We start from the raw sequence: 15,325 nt of genomic DNA on the forward strand, positions 1-15,325 counted from the left end.
TCATCGTCCAGTTACTCCCTTACAATAGCAGCTTTGTTTTCCTTAATAATCCATATCTGGATTACCATCCGGCATAGCAGGTTCTTTTTCTTTGATATCCGCAACAGCTGCCTCTGTTGTCAGCAATGTCGCAGATACGCTGACTGCATTAAGAAGTGCACTCTTTGTAACCTTAACCGGGTCAATGATACCTTTCTGCATCATATCTGCGTATTCCTCGCTGACAGCATCAAAACCGGTTCCTTCCGTACTCTCTTTTACTTTATTCACAATAACAGAACCTTCAAGCCCTGCATTTTCCACAATTGTACGAAGCGGTGCTTCCAGTGCTTTCCATACAATCTTGGCCCCGGTCTTCTCGTCTCCGTTCAGTTCTTCTACAACTTCTTCTACTCTTTTTTGTGCATGGATATATGCAGATCCGCCGCCTGCGATAATTCCCTCTGATACGGCTGCTCTTGTTGCATTTAAGGCATCTTCCATACGGTATTTGGTTTCCTTCATTTCTGTCTCCGTAGCAGCTCCGATACGGATCACGGCAACTCCACCACCCATCTTTGCCACACGATCCATGAGCTTGTCTCTGTCATAATCCGATGTAGTTTCTGCTATCTGACGTTTAATAGAAGCAATTCGTTCATCAATAGCAGATTTTTCACCTTCTCCATCTACAATAACGGTATTTTCTTTTGTAATCTTTGCAGACTTCGCACGTCCCAACATATCCACAGTTACATCTTTCAGTTCCATTCCAAGATCACCAAGAACTGCCTGACCTCCGGTAAGCACTGCAATATCCTGAAGCATTTCTTTCCGATTATCTCCATAGCCCGGTGCTTTCACTGCGACGACTTTCAGGGTTCCACGCAGTTTGTTTACAATAAGGGTAGTCAGTGCCTCCCCCTCAACATCTTCTGCAATAATCAAAAGCTCTTTTCCTGATTGAGCAGTCTGTTCCAGGATTGGAAGAATATCCTTGATATTGGAAATCTTCTTATCCGTGATAAGGATGTATGGGTTATTCATATGGCAGACCATTTTTTCCTTATCATCACACATATAAGAAGACAGATATCCATTATCAAACTGCATACCTTCCACTACATCAATTTCTGTATTCATTGTTTGGGATTCTTCGATGGTGATGATGCCATTCTCGCCGACTTTTTCCATTGCATCTGCTATCATTTCCCCAACCTGCTCATTCCCAGCGGAAATCGAAGCTACTTTTGCTATATAATCCTTTCCAGTTACCGGATAGCTCATTCCCTGGATTGCATCAATTGCTACATCTTCTGCAGCCTTCATTCCTTTTCTTAAAATGATCGGGTTTGCACCGGCAGCAATATTCTTCATCCCTTCCTGTACCATAGCCTGTGCAAGTACAGTCGCTGTTGTAGTGCCATCACCGGCTGTATCATTGGTCTTTGTTGCAACTTCCTCTACAAGCTGTGCACCCATGTTCTCATAATGATCTTCCAATTCAATCTCTTTGGCAATCGTCACACCATCATTGGTAATGAGCGGTGCCCCATAAGATTTATCAAGAACTACATTTCTTCCTTTTGGTCCGATTGTTACCTTTACTGTATCTGCCAGCTTATTGACGCCTGCTTCCATCTTTTTTCTTACATCAATATCAAAACATATATCCTTTGCCATTTTAAATTCCTTCTTTCTTTATTCGTATCTGTATCATACTTTTATAGCTGTCTTTACTCTACAACAGCGATAATATCATTCTGGCTCACGATAATGAATTCTTCCTCATCCATCTTCACTTCTGTTCCTGCATATTTGGAATAAATGACTTTATCACCCTCTTTTACCTGCATTGCAGCTATTTTTCCGTTATCCTCTTTTCCAGGTCCGACAGCAATCACAACTGCTTCCTGTGGTTTTTCCTTTGCACTGTCAGGCAGGATAATACCGGATTTTGTTTTTTGCTCTGCCTCCTGCTGTTTTAAAACAACTCTGTCTCCTAATGGTTTTAACTTCATATTTTGCCTTCCTTTCCGCTTTGTTAGCACTCGTTTCTTTTGAGTGCTAGCGAAAGTCTAAAAAATTTTGCTTCTTTAGAAGCATTATTTTTAAATTGTTTAATTTTAAAGTGTTATACAACATTTTATTGCTCTTGTCAATAGATTTTATCTTTTTTTATAAAAAAAGCAGAGAGTAAAAAATTCTCTCTGCAGATGTTCAGATCAGTTTCTGGATATTTCTAAATATCTTCTCTGTTGTCTTTTTATAAGCGGCAATTTCTTCCTGGGAAATTCCTTGAAAAATCTGCTGATCCAGTTCTCTTTTAATTTTTGCTATCTCTGCTATGATTACTCCTGCACTATCACTGACCAGATAATGCATATATCTCCTGTCATTTTTATCCGGTACTGCTGTAATCAATTCTTTTCGGTATAGATCATCGATTGCCTGTGATACATGTCCACGATTCAACTTCAGTTTCCTGTAAATATCAGTCGGTGTATTTTCATTAGCAGACCTTGAAAGATAATACAACACTTCAATATCTACTTTCTTTAAATCATATTCTTTTTTTATCACTGAAAAACGGCTTTCCATCAAATGTTTGAAATCACCGCCTTTTAATGCGATTTCTAATTGCTCATCCATTTCCCTCACCTACCTTCCAATACTTTAATTTTAAATATTTTAGCATTGGAGTATTATTATTTCAAGTACCAAAAACACCTTATCCAGTTCGCTTAGCTTATGATATCTCTTTCCAGTGTATCCCTTTCCATTAAGCGTTCTACGAAAATCGAACTTTCCTATAAAAAACAGCCTGACTTGTATTGTCATTTTGTGTCACTACTATTTCAGAATATGTCTACAAATTGTTTAACTAATCTCACTATTCCAAAAATACTTGCACCAAATGCGATAATTGATAAAACCCCAGCAGTAATAGCTTCAATAACATTTATTACGCCAGACACTTCTTTATGTAATTTAGGAAAAATAAATTCTTTAGCTTTAACTACCAATGTAAAAAATGTTTTTATAAATCCCATTAGCACATACAAAAAATAAGCTAATACTACTATTCCGCCTAAGCAGAATAACACATCACAATACCATTTTCCACATTCCATGTTTCCCAGAAAATAGTTCACCTCAAAAACAAAAATCATTAGTATCACAGCAACTATTAATGCGTGTAACCCCATAGCAGTCATAATCTTATCTTTTCTATCTCTACTGATTGTAGGAAACATAATGAACCATACCGCTATACAAACTGTTCCTATTGTCATCCTGGTATCATTCTGTGTCGCACCACATATAGGACTATATGCACCGATAAAGGTCATAAACATACCCATAAGTAAAGCACCTATATTTATACTTATATGAATCCTATATCCATGTTTTTTCAAAAATTCTTTTAACATTCTTTCTTATTTCTCCTGCGTTTTTCTGATTTTATATTCCTAAAATATCCAATAATTTTAGTCACATGAATATTTTACATAATCATATGCACACAACAACCTTCTATAATCCGTCGTATTACCAATTTCACCACTCAATGTTTTCAAGTACTCCTCTATATCTTCAGGCATGAAATTACCTTTCAACAATGCATATGCAATAATTTGATTTTTATAAGTCATCGCATAACTTTCATTGTTCAGTATATCTTCAAGTGTTGTTTCTTTCACATCAAATTTTTGCTCAATTTGTCGTTTTAGAGCTTCTAATTTGCTATTCTGCTGTTTTTTTAATTTTTCTATTCTTTTAATACTTGGATCAATCTTTGCGAATGCATATATCGGGAAAAACTGTTGCGATTGTATCATAACCTTATCAACATTTTCTAATTCATCTAAGTCATTTGTAATACTAACTTTAATACATCCACCAAAATATATCTCTTTAACAGCTGTTTGAATTTTTCTTATATCCATCGCAGAAACAGGCAACTGCAATTTAGCAATGCTCGAATATATCTCCGCATAATTATCCGTTTTTATTTTATTTATTCTAATTGTCGAAAAACCTTCAACATCTATATCATGATCTGTTACTTCCAAATTATCCGAATTTTCTTCATACTCAACAAGCAAAAAATGTGAACGAATTTTTTCAGCTTCTGGCGAATTAGGTTCTATATAATATGTAAAAATAGTCTTTTATACATCTTTTATATTGCTATCTCTCCTATTTCCCAACTCTAAAACAGAATCCTTTTCCCCTTCCAATCAAAATATTTCATCTTAATTGTAAAACTTATTCATCTTATGCTCACCTTGTGCACATCATTATATTTTTATTATATCACTTATTTCATTCATAAAGAATCATGAAACAACCTGTTACGTTTTTTCTAATTAATTTTGTCCTAGTATACTGGATTAATCTATTTTCACTTTAATATTTCACGTATCGAACCTGATAAAACAGCCACCTTAAAATGCCTGCCACACAATTCGAACTCTACCTCACCATTTACTTGCTTAAGTGCATACAAACTGCATATTTTCTTTTCATCACCAAGTGTAACCTCCATTGTTGAAGAACTCATTGTCACAATCGGCATTGTCCTCACGAGCTGGTCGGGTTTTATTTTTTCGCAACATTCAGTATTGTTTTTAAGCAACGACCGTTTATTCTCCAACACACGAAATGTAATCATATCATCCAGCTTAACATCTTCAATATTACACGGCGTATTATCTCGCAGATATGTTTCAATATGATAGAAATACAAACATTTATGCATAATTTGTATATAAGCTTGAAACAAACTTGGATGAACAGAATTTTCTGGCTCCTCAATTGCAATCAGGGATACATTTGCCAAGATAATCCTTGTCAAAATCATAAACACTCTTTTTGCACCGTCAGACATCATTGCAAAATCAATTGGATAGATAATTGCAGATGCTTTTGCTCCATGAATGGTGTCGATCATCTGCCAGTTCTTCTTGTTATGTTCTCAAGCACATAACAAGAAAAACTGGCTTTTCAGTGATACTCCAGCCGGTGCGGATGCCAGCATGAAAGTGTATTCTATGATAGAAACAGCCAAAGCTAATGAACTCAATCCGCATAAATATCTGAGCTTTCTTTTGGAGCATCGTCCAAGTGTTGAAATGTCAGACGAGGAATTAGAGTGATTTGCCCCATGGAGCGAATTGGCTCAGGAAACTTGCAAATAAAATGGAGTAAAATACTCGCATGTCTGACATCCTAGCACAGGGTTTCAGATTTTATTTACAGGGTACACCCTAAAACTATGCGCTTACGCATCAAAAAAACAGCAGCAAACATTCGCTGCTGAGGTTTGGTCCTCTTCGCTTTGTTTGCTGCTATTAGAATAATCATTTTGCCCTTTTTAGGATAATTTGGTGTGTCCCGCGACATATAACATATCCCGCCATGCCCATCTCGATTTCACTTCGTTTTATCTGGCTCTTTAACCACACATCTCGCCGACACAAATGAAGTAGCACAAGAGCGAATGGATATGCTTATGAGACAGATGGCACAAACACAAGGTATCACTGAACAGCTTAAATCCACTGACCAGATGGCTTGGGTTCGTGCAATGAATAATATCCAATCTGCTGCTAGGGAAATTGTACTATCTGAATTGATTTACATATAGTAATTATGTTACTGCTAGCACTTGGAACTGGATAATTACTCCTGTCTATTGTCTACATAATATTGAAATGCTTTCACAATGTACTCAGACGCACCTAAACCATATTTTGCATCAGTAATATTTTTTACATAATCGCTTTTGTAAGCATCAGTAATGGCAGTCCAATAACTATTTCTATCTAAATCAACAGATGCATGCTTGTGCAAAAAATCATCAATTTCAGAGACAATATCTTGTATATCACTGGATGATATATCTTTTGTTCTGTCAGAAACCAATTTAGCATAAAGTGTATCACTTTGCTCTCCAATTTCTTTGGCATCACCAGACATTTGTTGTTCCATAATTTCTGTAAAATGTTCCAAATTGTATTTCATAGCTTCCGTGTATTTTTCAATACTTCCAAACTCTGTAATTGCAAGTATAATCGGATAAATTAAATTCTTTAAAACTCACAACTCTTTCTCCTTTCGTGGTCTGTTTTTTATTTTACTTTTGGTAATTTTATAACCTCCCACAGCAATACACACGATTCCAATTATTACGATAAGACTGAGCGGAAAATGTCTCAAATACTCTAATGCTTCCGTATAACAACTCCCATTTTGATCCATATCATAATATTGAATAATGTATGAAAAACAAACAGCTAGTATTTCTAGGATAGTTCCAACTATAATCATCAGGCTTGATCTCTCTTTTTTTATTCCTATCCCCAGCATTGTTTCCTGGTTTGATGCAGGTTCAGTAGGTTCAACTTCTTCTACAGAATCATATTCATCAAACAATAGATATTCTATAGGAACTTGGAAAAATTTACTTAACTGGACAATATTATCTGTATCCGGTACTGCTGTCCCTTGCTCCCATTTCGAAATTGCCTGCCTGGAAACGTTTATTCTTTCTGCAAGTTTTTCCTGCGACATCCTATTTTCTTTACGAAGAAATTGTATCTTTTTTTCAAATTCCATATGATCTCTCCTGTCTGACATATATGATTCCTTGTTTCAACATTGTATACAATATTTTGTTTGTGCACGCCCTTAATGTACTGTGTTTTATCAAAATCGTCAACATATACTAGATTACAACTCCGCAACCAAAGTTTACAATACTACTATTCTTACAAATATGCCTTTTCTTACCTATTTTTTATCCATACCATAAAACAAAGGAGCCATCCAACTTACATATAGAACAACCATTTTTTAATATGCTATTTATTCACAACAACGAATCCACTATTTTTCATTCCGTTTATCCTCCGCAAATTCGCATTTATTTAACTTCTTCAAGCAGATTTTACCTCACACGAGACATTACTTCAATATAAATTTACATAATAGGGCAGCCCACTAGACTGCCTTCAAGCTTCACATTTGGTACTTGTACCTCTGATTTCTTCTTATTTTGAGCTATTGATGCTTGATATGCTTTGTTTGCTGTCTCCGCCGCCTTTAACTCTTTCAAGAACTCCTGCACTGTCTTATAGCCATGCTGTCACGGGGCAAATATCACTATCCTCTATAAGGCACATATCACTATCCTCTATCTCATCTATCATCCACACCTCCTCTCTACTCCTCATCCTCCTCCCTTCCCCATCCCTCCACCTAATACTACAGCATATGTTGAAGCGGATTATTTCCCTTTATTTGAGGCATTTCTTCCTGTTTTGATATAGGAATCAGGGAGGTATTTTGGCATCAAAAAACAGCATGCTCATTCAGCATCAAAAAATGGCTTATTTCCAAGGTTTTTCATGGCTTTTTTCAATAAAAAAAGACCTCAGGGAATTACTTCCTCTAGGTCTTCTTCTATCTTTTTTCTATTATTTTTTCCTCATTTCAAAATGGAAATCATTTTTGCAAATAAAATGGAAATGAGGTTTGCTAAGCAACATGTAGCCTATTCAAACTCATTATGTTCCAAACATCACTTAACTTATTTTGTTTAAGTTTCGATCGAATATGGGGCATATTTCTATATCAATTACACTATTTATTTTGACCTACTGAATGGTTGTTGCCAAACTGTTGCCATGGAAATATTATAACTTGATGATACCTGAATGACAAGTTAATTTTCATTTTTTACAACTACAAACTACAAATTCTCTCCCCCATCAATATCGTCACTTTCAAACATATTCTTGTGGTATGATTCATTTTCATCATCTTCAAAATCATCAAAATCAAACAAAACCGATCTATTTCCAATCAATGCCAATAATTCCTTACGCTCTTTTCTTTTCTTTATGTCTTCCATTTCTTCATACAGCTCGTCTACATAATCTATCAACCAATTATTGACTTTTCCCTCACATAAATCAGCTAAATAATCATTTACTAGTGCATCATCCATTTCCAAAGATTCCATATCATTCAGTAATCTAAAAACACCAGACTCGCGCTTATTCTTATACATATAGAGCAGTAGCTCTTTTATTGAATTTTGTTCAATAACCATCTGCTCATAAAGAGATCTTCTCTGAGTTGAAAAAAAGACCCTAGCAGCATTTGAATACGAATCAATCTCATATGTATACGTACCAATTTCTCTTGCCTTATGTTCTATTAATTCAAAATAATAACTAGCCAATTTTCCCAATTCATTTATGTAAAAACGTTTGAATACTTCAAACTGGATCAAAGCACATGGCTCATCAAAATTGAATTTTCCATTTTGTTTTTTCAGAAAACTAATAAATAACTTTCTCAACTCACTGCTATTTTCTCCCGGTATATAATTCGCATATCGGTAATTATTATAATAATTAGAAAAAACTCCCAAAAGACTTCTTCCATTTTTTGAAAGTTGTTCTGTAGTATATTTCTCAATTTCTTTTTCTAATTCCAGATGGTTATGTCCTATTAGGCACTTTGGAACAGATTCCTTATCAGTTGGATTTTGTAGAACAAGACACAAATAAATTTTTTGTAATCGTTCTATTCCAACTGCTCCGGTATACAATATGATATTAATCTCATATTGATTATTTAATCCAGTTATCGACATTGTTTTCTTTGCTGATTCATATATAAATTCTCCAGAAATCTCTAACTCGCGCCCCATGTTAATACTTTTGAAATCCCATATTTCATCTACCAACATCTCATCACCACCTTTACTATCATCTTATATTCAAAGAAATCTTTCAAAAAAATCCTGTATTCTCTTCTTTGTGTATTTATTCTCAACCTCTTTTAATATGTATATCGACAATTCATTTAACGAACGAGTAAGTGCTACATAAAGCTTATTCTTCGTCTTATTCGCCTCGGTATTATTATCGTTAAATAAATATGCTGCCAAGTCATTTGTGAGAATGAATAAACACTTCTCCCCCTCCATTCCCTTTATGTAGTCTATTGATTTTACAAAAATCTTATCTTCTTGTTTTATTGGACTTTCGTCTTCAAAAATATTTATGATAATGCCATATCTTCTTGAATCTATTTTTTCGCACTTGCTCAGTAATGCCATTGCATCTTTTTTCTTTCCCGTATTCCTGTAATTTTCAATCATCTTCCCAGCATAATAATACGCTACTTTTTTTACTGTCAGAGTATCTTTGGTTGGATGATTCTCAGACAACAATGGTTCAAGCTCTTCCGCTAAATTCTCTCTTATATTATTTTTCTTGTAGTCATGCGTTTCATATACCCCTTCCTTCTGAGATATATACATCAAATCATATTTTTGACTTTCAATTAACGTGCGACAATCAATTTCACTTTCATAATATATTGACAATTGTCCGGAATCTTTTTCAGATTTCTGTTTTTCATTTTCATCTACTAAACGATTTGACAGTTCTAAATGTAATTGCGGACATCTATGACATTCCGATATATATCTAACATTTTGCTTGTATATAGACATAAGATTCCTTAAGCATTTAAAACCTTTTAAATCCTGTTTTGGATCTCCCATCAGCAACATGGAGATTCCCATTCTACTTAATTCTTCTATAATTTCTTGCATATGCTTATCTATATCCTGTACTTCATCTATACAGATTGCGCCGCAATATTTTGCAATTGCATTTTTAATGATTACTCTGCCATCCTTTATACTTTTTGTGTCCTTTGATTTTTTACATAACACCCATTTAGCATGTTCAGGAATTACTGTTTGGTGAAGTACATTCAACTCATCAAGTCTTTTAATCTTTGCATTTTTATACTTTGCATCTTGAGGTAAATCTGCAACAGATATTTTTTCATATTTCTTTCCATAAAGTAAATGATAATACGGTTTTATTATTTCTCTATACAGAAATGAATGAATCGTACTCACTATTATATTTTGCGGGATTTGTACATAATGTTCACATAATTTTCTACGAATGCAATCTACGGCACTATTAGTAAACGCAACGCAAAATATTTTCTTATCCTCATCAATTTGATTACGAAGAAGTATTATTTTATCTGACATCTTTGTAGTCTTTCCTGCTCCGGCCCCAGCTATATTTATTTCCACTTTATAACACCTCTTCCTGCTCTTGAGAAAGAAAATCTAATACATCTTGAATATGTTTGGGCATTTGAAATCCTTCTAATCCACCACTAGCTAGATCCTTACAAATAGTAAACATATCTGATGCTTTTGCATTTTTCCATGCTTCTGTAAGCTGCTCAGCTGTCATATTACTCCAACCGAAAACTTCTCCATATTTTTCCTTCAAAATATTAAAGTTGTCACCAGTATTTACAATTTCCGGTTCTAAGGTATAATACTCTGTCGTCCTAACACATATTTCTTTATCATCATTATACTTATCATGTCGTTTCTTTGCATGAGGTTGGTCATCATAATCTCGTATAATGCCCAATTTATTCCCTGAACCTTCATTGATTTTTTTCCAAATATTCATTATTTTCTCAAATCCCTTATGGAATGATAGCAATTCAATCTCACTCAAAGATACTTGCGAGTCAATATAAGATCGAATTAGTAATTCTTCTGATATTCCCTCAAACAAAACACATTTCTTAGAGAAAAAAAGCTTAAAAAGATCCAAATTTGGATTCTTTGCTAAATATGCTATATCTTCATCTTCTAATTCGTCAACAAACGAAAATGCTTTTCCCTTATGTAAAACCACCACATTTTTTAAATTCATTTTATTAATAAATTCAGTACTATGCGTGGAGTAGAATAACTGAACAGTTTTATTCTTATCTGTAAATGCTTTTAGAAAACTGACCATCAATCTAGTATTGTTAATGCATAAATGTGCTTCTGGTTCTTCAATCGTCAAAACATTCAGAGCAGTATCCGAATTTTTGCCAATCAACGAATTAATCAGAACAAACAACAATACTAAGTTACGATGTCCCAACCCCTGCATTGACAGCTCTTCTTCTGAATACCCTAATCTTACACTGTTTAAAATGGATTGCATTGGTGGCATATTAGGAAGAATATTAATATGCGAAAAAAACTTCTTTGCCACTTTTAGCTCCGATGTATCTTGCCAGTTTATTATGTCATTTATATCACTAATTTCTTTTAACGCCTCAAAGAAATGGCTATATTCTTTTTCTATTTTTAATTTATCCTGATCTGAAAGTCCATCCTTCAATAAATCAACCAAAAATTTTGAACCTAATTGATTTTTAGTTCTTGAAAAATCGTCTCTTTCTGCCTCAAGAGCCTCATATTTAAACTTCTTTAATGTGTCATATGATATATTACTGCCATCAGAAACCTTTATTGAGTAATTATAATATTCTACTGGTAAGAGATTCATTTTAACCTCATTCAAATTCGTATCGTTGATTTCATTCACAGATACAATTTCCTTTACCATTCTGAATATATCTTCACAACTCTTAGGTGCAAACTCATATTTTATACCATATTGAATTTTCCCATCTTCAATTGCATATGATAAATCCTTGACATAATATTCCTCTGTACCACTTGCCTGAATATTAACTTCAACACTCACTATTGGCAATAATTCTACAAATTGCTCAATAGTAATCTCGTCATTCTTAATTTTATTCTGGCTTTCAATAATTTTATTGTAATAACACTTTTTAGTTTCATTATTTATATCAGACCATGATAATTTCTTACTGATATGTGTATTATCATCGGTTAAAAAAGGAAGCGTAATTGCTTTTAAGAAATTACTCTTACCACTATTGTTTTCTCCTATAACTGCAACTGTTTCTGCTAAGCCTATGTCTATATTCCTTAAATTCCTATAATTGCATATTTTAACATGTGTAATCTTCAACTCTTCACTTCCTTTTACATAATACAGCCATCAATTGTTAAGTAGATATATTTTTAAATAATGACTTCTCCAATCACTCTCTGTACTTCCTCTGACTGTATCAGCATCCGCATCTTCTCACTTCCACCTTCAACTTCTGGCTTTCCACACCTAAGACTATCCGGATGTTCAGATACGCAACAATCCTTATACCAGCATTCCCCCATAAGTGGACCTTTAACAGACCATTTCTCGTTTTGTGTAAATTCGCCTACCAGTGATTTCATCACTCGTTCTGTAGAATATCTCTTAAATCCAGACAAATACTGCATTGTCTTCTGATTCTCAATCTTCGATAAATCTATTCTGTGATCTTCTATTGCTGCAAGAATATCTTCGCGCATTTTTATCTTATCCGTCTTACCGGTTCCAGTCCAAGAAACCAACTTATCGAATGCCAATATGAAGTATTCAAAGCAAATCATATCAAGAATAATAACCTTTGCTTCTGACTTTTCCACTAATTGTTTCAACTGGCGATACTTATTTCGAATATCCTGATTATCCGGCACATAGTCAAATGCTATGTAATATTCATCTTCTTCCTTTGCATTCAATGATGTCAAGGAATACAAGATGCCTTGGTTACTCTCTTTACTTTCAACTACAAGTGCATTATCAAAGAAAAGCTGATTGACTAACTTCCAGAAGTGGAGTCCAGCACCTGTGTCCTCTGTCCATAAATACTTCATATCACAACTCCTCTTCTAAAGTAATCATATTACTCTCAAACTTCATTACCTTAAAACTCTTATCTGAGACGTTCAGTCCATCGCAATTTCTTAGGAATAACATATACTGATTCGAAAATTCAAAATTGATGAATCGCCTTACCTCGTCATCCATCAAAATATCAGCATTATCAATAACAACAAAATTGTTTCTGCACTGCTTCAATTTCTCTAACACATCCTCAGATTTATAATTGAATAGTTTAATTGCATTATATTCTTCGGTTTGCTTCAAGTCCTCCAACATGTCATAAAGTACCGTCTTTCCAGTACCACTATCTCCGCCAACAAGAGTAATACGATCATCGAACACCAAATCATATGAAAAAGGATCTGCTTGAAATGCTATTTTATTATAAATCATTCGCCTCTCTCCTTTCATATTCCTTACTCCACCACGCATTGTATCCAGCACTTCCTGTCACAATATCCGTATCATTAAATCTAATAATTGCATCATCCGGAATATCTGCAAGAGATGGGCGTGACATATAAATCTTTATTTTATCCATGGTAAATATCACCTTAAGCACATTCGGCCCACATTCCTCTACGCACACCACTTTTTCGGGATGCTTTACTATATTGAGCAATGTCTTACATCCAGAAGAAAGATTACGGATAGTTCCCAATCCATACTTGGTTTCTATATGCTTGTCTGGTGTCAATTTTGCATCATCGATTTGCTTAATTAATGCTACTTCATTATCAGACATTTCTTCATTACTTGTATTTAAGTTAAAGAATAAATCATTCTTGATAATCCAATCTTTTGAATCCTTTTTTTCTGTGTATATATCAATCATTCGGTGTCACTCCTTTAACAGATTTAATTCTTGATTATTTACTTGCCTAAATTCATACAAATATAACCATACCCCATATCATTCATTTTTTTGTATGAATCTATTGTTAAATATTTTGCATACAAAGATTTACTTTGTAAAGTATATCCCGTCATATACCCAGCAACAAAAGACACTTTCTTATTAAACAATTTTTTAAAATCACGCATGCTTAATGGAACATTATGTTTATTTTTCTGATATCTTTCTGATATTATTTCATAATATATTTCTAAAAAACTAGTTTTTGTTGAAGAATTCATCTTGTTTTGAAAATAATTTGCTGCAGCCCACATTTGATTAGTCAAATCTCTACTTCCAGAGCCATCAAACCTTGCTTTGTTACACATCAGATATACATTATCTTCATCCCAGTAAATCAAATCGGCAATTTCAACGTTATCAGTCAATGATTTATGCGCAACAATAACATCTGTTTTTGCAAAAAAAGAGTCATTAAATAAATTCTCATCATTACCCGTTGCATTTAGAGAAAATTTGTCTTTTAACTGTTGCACTTTCTCCTTATCACTCTTAATTATCTTTTTAAATTCATCTGACAATAATTCTGTATATCTATCATCAAAACAATACCATTCTCCCTGCATTAAAAAACATGGTATTCCTTTTTCGCCGTATTCAACAAAACCTTGTAATGCATTAAATATAGATATAGGATATAATACTACTTTCCCATCTGACGAAATAGTTGAGATTGTCCACTTTTTTAATACCTTCTCTACAAACGTTCTTGATAATTTTTTATCTTCTTTTATTAGTTCAAGAATTAGTTTGAATGTAATAGGATTTTCTGACGAAAAATATTCCTCGTGTTCTTCATTCTGAACAATATATTCAGAAGCACCAACACAATATTTAAAATAATCATCTCCAATCAAACATATCTTATCAATATTTTCGTTTAGAATATCTTCTATTAATTTTGAAAGCAAATCCTTATTAGAAATACCAACTTTTTTTGAGTTCAGAAAATATCCCATTGAATACATATCCGATCTTTTTTCGACCTTATATATCATTTCAAGAGCTTCTTTCAGTTCATCTATTTTCACAGATTGTCTTACATTTAAAGAGTCCTTTAATAGAATACTTGTCTTTCTCTTAGTTTGCTTTTTTCTAACAAATCCAAGTTGTTCTAAAACATCATCATCTATCTCTAGTGATAATTCACGAAAAACTGAACTCAATTTCTTTTCATAACCTATATTTGTCGAATATCTATTTGCCTTATTTAGCGAGAGTGTATTTCCATAAAAGTTATTTTCTTTAACCTCTTTTATTACACCCTCATCATCCCCCAACAGTTTAGGCATCAAATATAATCCCCAACTCTTTTCTATGTACTTTTTTATTATATGATTACCATATCCAGCAGTCATAGCATATACATTTGGTGCTAGAATATAAATAGTACAAGTCAAAATGAGAATTACCAATCTATTATTTCATGGTACAATGTAAGTACCGCACTGAAGGAGGATCTCATTATGGCAAAGCACTATGACAAACAATTTAAACTGGATGCAGTCCAGTATTATCATGATCACAGAGACTTAGGACTGCAGGGCTGTGCATCAAATTTAGGAATCAGTCAACAAACATTATCACGTTGGCAAAAGGAGCTACGTGAGACAGGTGATATTGAATGCCGTGGTTCCGGTAATTATGCTTCTAATGAAGCAAAAGAAATCGCACGATTAAAACGTGAACTTCGTGATGCACAGGACGCTCTTGATGTACTAAAAAAAGCAATCAACATTCTGGGAAAATGACGGAAGCCATTTATCTCGAAGTTGCTGAG

At 33.8% G+C, this 15,325-nt stretch carries 17 protein-coding genes and 1 pseudogene; 3 read left to right on the forward strand and 15 right to left on the reverse strand.

Going from position 1 to position 15,325, the window contains the following annotated elements; genetic code table 11:
• Positions 1-42: 42 nt before the first annotated feature.
• The 6 genes from groL to KTB61_RS13010 form a co-directional block, all read right to left on the reverse strand.
• On the reverse strand, positions 43-1,662 hold the full coding sequence (groL, locus tag KTB61_RS05395) for a chaperonin GroEL (RefSeq protein WP_216696979.1): 1,620 nt from the start codon (positions 1,660-1,662) through the stop codon (positions 43-45).
• Positions 1,663-1,715: 53 nt separating this feature from the next.
• Positions 1,716-2,000, reverse strand: a complete 285-nt coding sequence (groES, locus tag KTB61_RS05400; RefSeq protein ID WP_075759615.1) for a co-chaperone GroES — start codon at positions 1,998-2,000, stop codon at positions 1,716-1,718.
• Positions 2,001-2,199: 199 nt separating this feature from the next.
• The gene (locus tag KTB61_RS05405) at positions 2,200-2,631 is read right to left on the reverse strand and encodes a MarR family winged helix-turn-helix transcriptional regulator (RefSeq protein ID WP_075759616.1); all 432 of its coding nucleotides are present in this window, start codon (positions 2,629-2,631) and stop codon (positions 2,200-2,202) included.
• A 206-nt stretch (positions 2,632-2,837) separates the two neighbouring features.
• Complete coding sequence (locus tag KTB61_RS05410; RefSeq protein WP_216696980.1) at positions 2,838-3,413, reverse strand: hypothetical protein; 576 nt, start codon at positions 3,411-3,413, stop codon at positions 2,838-2,840.
• 57 nt (positions 3,414-3,470) lie between these two features.
• A complete protein-coding gene (locus tag KTB61_RS05415) occupies positions 3,471-4,055 on the reverse strand; it encodes a hypothetical protein (RefSeq protein ID WP_143249379.1) in 585 nt (194 codons plus the stop codon).
• A 332-nt stretch (positions 4,056-4,387) separates the two neighbouring features.
• Positions 4,388-4,936, reverse strand: coding sequence for an AAA family ATPase (locus KTB61_RS13010; RefSeq protein ID WP_230973618.1), 549 nt, complete (start codon positions 4,934-4,936; stop codon positions 4,388-4,390).
• 37 nt (positions 4,937-4,973) lie between these two features.
• On the opposite strand from KTB61_RS13010, the pseudogene KTB61_RS05425 reads away from it, so the two are divergent.
• A pseudogene (locus tag KTB61_RS05425) lies at positions 4,974-5,117 on the forward strand (transposase domain-containing protein); the annotation flags it as partial.
• Positions 5,118-5,395: 278 nt separating this feature from the next.
• A complete protein-coding gene (locus KTB61_RS13330) occupies positions 5,396-5,632 on the forward strand; it encodes a TnpV protein (protein ID WP_216696995.1) in 237 nt (78 codons plus the stop codon).
• A 35-nt stretch (positions 5,633-5,667) separates the two neighbouring features.
• On the opposite strand, the gene KTB61_RS05435 is transcribed toward KTB61_RS13330, so the two are convergent.
• The 9 genes from KTB61_RS05435 to KTB61_RS05475 all read right to left on the reverse strand — a co-directional run bounded on the left by KTB61_RS05435 (position 5,668) and on the right by KTB61_RS05475 (position 14,960).
• A complete protein-coding gene (locus tag KTB61_RS05435) occupies positions 5,668-5,997 on the reverse strand; it encodes a TipAS antibiotic-recognition domain-containing protein (RefSeq protein ID WP_216696981.1) in 330 nt (109 codons plus the stop codon).
• A gap of 87 nt (positions 5,998-6,084) precedes the next feature.
• The gene (locus tag KTB61_RS05440) at positions 6,085-6,603 is read right to left on the reverse strand and encodes a helix-turn-helix domain-containing protein (protein ID WP_216696982.1); all 519 of its coding nucleotides are present in this window, start codon (positions 6,601-6,603) and stop codon (positions 6,085-6,087) included.
• Positions 6,604-7,738: 1,135 nt separating this feature from the next.
• Positions 7,739-8,746 (reverse strand): hypothetical protein, encoded by a 1,008-nt coding sequence (locus tag KTB61_RS05445; protein ID WP_216696983.1) that lies wholly within the window; start codon positions 8,744-8,746, stop codon positions 7,739-7,741.
• A 30-nt stretch (positions 8,747-8,776) separates the two neighbouring features.
• Positions 8,777-10,120, reverse strand: a complete 1,344-nt coding sequence (locus KTB61_RS05450; protein WP_216696984.1) for a UvrD-helicase domain-containing protein — start codon at positions 10,118-10,120, stop codon at positions 8,777-8,779.
• A gap of 1 nt (position 10,121) precedes the next feature.
• Entirely contained in the window at positions 10,122-11,888 is a 1,767-nt protein-coding gene (locus KTB61_RS05455) for an ATP-dependent nuclease (protein WP_216696985.1), read from the reverse strand.
• Between the two features lie 53 nt (positions 11,889-11,941).
• The gene (locus tag KTB61_RS05460; RefSeq protein WP_216696986.1) at positions 11,942-12,619 is read right to left on the reverse strand and encodes a hypothetical protein; all 678 of its coding nucleotides are present in this window, start codon (positions 12,617-12,619) and stop codon (positions 11,942-11,944) included.
• A gap of 1 nt (position 12,620) precedes the next feature.
• Positions 12,621-13,022 (reverse strand): ATPase, encoded by a 402-nt coding sequence (locus KTB61_RS05465; protein WP_216696987.1) that lies wholly within the window; start codon positions 13,020-13,022, stop codon positions 12,621-12,623.
• Complete coding sequence (locus tag KTB61_RS05470; RefSeq protein WP_216696988.1) at positions 13,012-13,464, reverse strand: DUF4869 domain-containing protein; 453 nt, start codon at positions 13,462-13,464, stop codon at positions 13,012-13,014. The genes KTB61_RS05465 and KTB61_RS05470 overlap by 11 nt, the downstream gene beginning before the upstream one ends.
• A 38-nt stretch (positions 13,465-13,502) precedes the next feature.
• A complete protein-coding gene (locus KTB61_RS05475) occupies positions 13,503-14,960 on the reverse strand; it encodes a DUF6119 family protein (protein WP_330656321.1) in 1,458 nt (485 codons plus the stop codon).
• A gap of 51 nt (positions 14,961-15,011) precedes the next feature.
• On the opposite strand from KTB61_RS05475, the gene KTB61_RS05480 reads away from it, so the two are divergent.
• Positions 15,012-15,296, forward strand: a complete 285-nt coding sequence (locus tag KTB61_RS05480) for a transposase (protein WP_216696990.1) — start codon at positions 15,012-15,014, stop codon at positions 15,294-15,296.
• Positions 15,297-15,325: the final 29 nt, after the last annotated feature.

The organism is Anaerostipes faecalis (genome assembly GCF_018982945.1).
Classification (GTDB): Bacteria; Bacillota; Clostridia; order Lachnospirales; family Lachnospiraceae; genus Anaerostipes; species Anaerostipes faecalis.

Bases quoted from the DNA above. Each gene is read 5' to 3' on its own strand.
- KTB61_RS05445 (WP_216696983.1), bottom strand. From the start codon at position 8,746: ATGTTGGTAGATGAAATATGGGATTTCAAAAGTATTAACATGGGGCGC.
- KTB61_RS05440 (WP_216696982.1), bottom strand. From the start codon at position 6,603: ATGGAATTTGAAAAAAAGATACAATTTCTTCGTAAAGAAAATAGGATG.
- KTB61_RS05470 (WP_216696988.1), bottom strand. From the start codon at position 13,464: ATGATTGATATATACACAGAAAAAAAGGATTCAAAAGATTGGATTATC.
- KTB61_RS05460 (WP_216696986.1), bottom strand. From the start codon at position 12,619: ATGAAGTATTTATGGACAGAGGACACAGGTGCTGGACTCCACTTCTGG.
- KTB61_RS05480 (WP_216696990.1), top strand. From the start codon at position 15,012: ATGGCAAAGCACTATGACAAACAATTTAAACTGGATGCAGTCCAGTAT.
- KTB61_RS05405 (WP_075759616.1), bottom strand. From the start codon at position 2,631: ATGGATGAGCAATTAGAAATCGCATTAAAAGGCGGTGATTTCAAACAT.
- groL (WP_216696979.1), bottom strand. From the start codon at position 1,662: ATGGCAAAGGATATATGTTTTGATATTGATGTAAGAAAAAAGATGGAA.
- KTB61_RS05465 (WP_216696987.1), bottom strand. From the start codon at position 13,022: ATGATTTATAATAAAATAGCATTTCAAGCAGATCCTTTTTCATATGAT.
- groES (WP_075759615.1), bottom strand. From the start codon at position 2,000: ATGAAGTTAAAACCATTAGGAGACAGAGTTGTTTTAAAACAGCAGGAG.
- KTB61_RS05410 (WP_216696980.1), bottom strand. From the start codon at position 3,413: ATGTTAAAAGAATTTTTGAAAAAACATGGATATAGGATTCATATAAGT.
- KTB61_RS13010 (WP_230973618.1), bottom strand. From the start codon at position 4,936: ATGATCGACACCATTCATGGAGCAAAAGCATCTGCAATTATCTATCCA.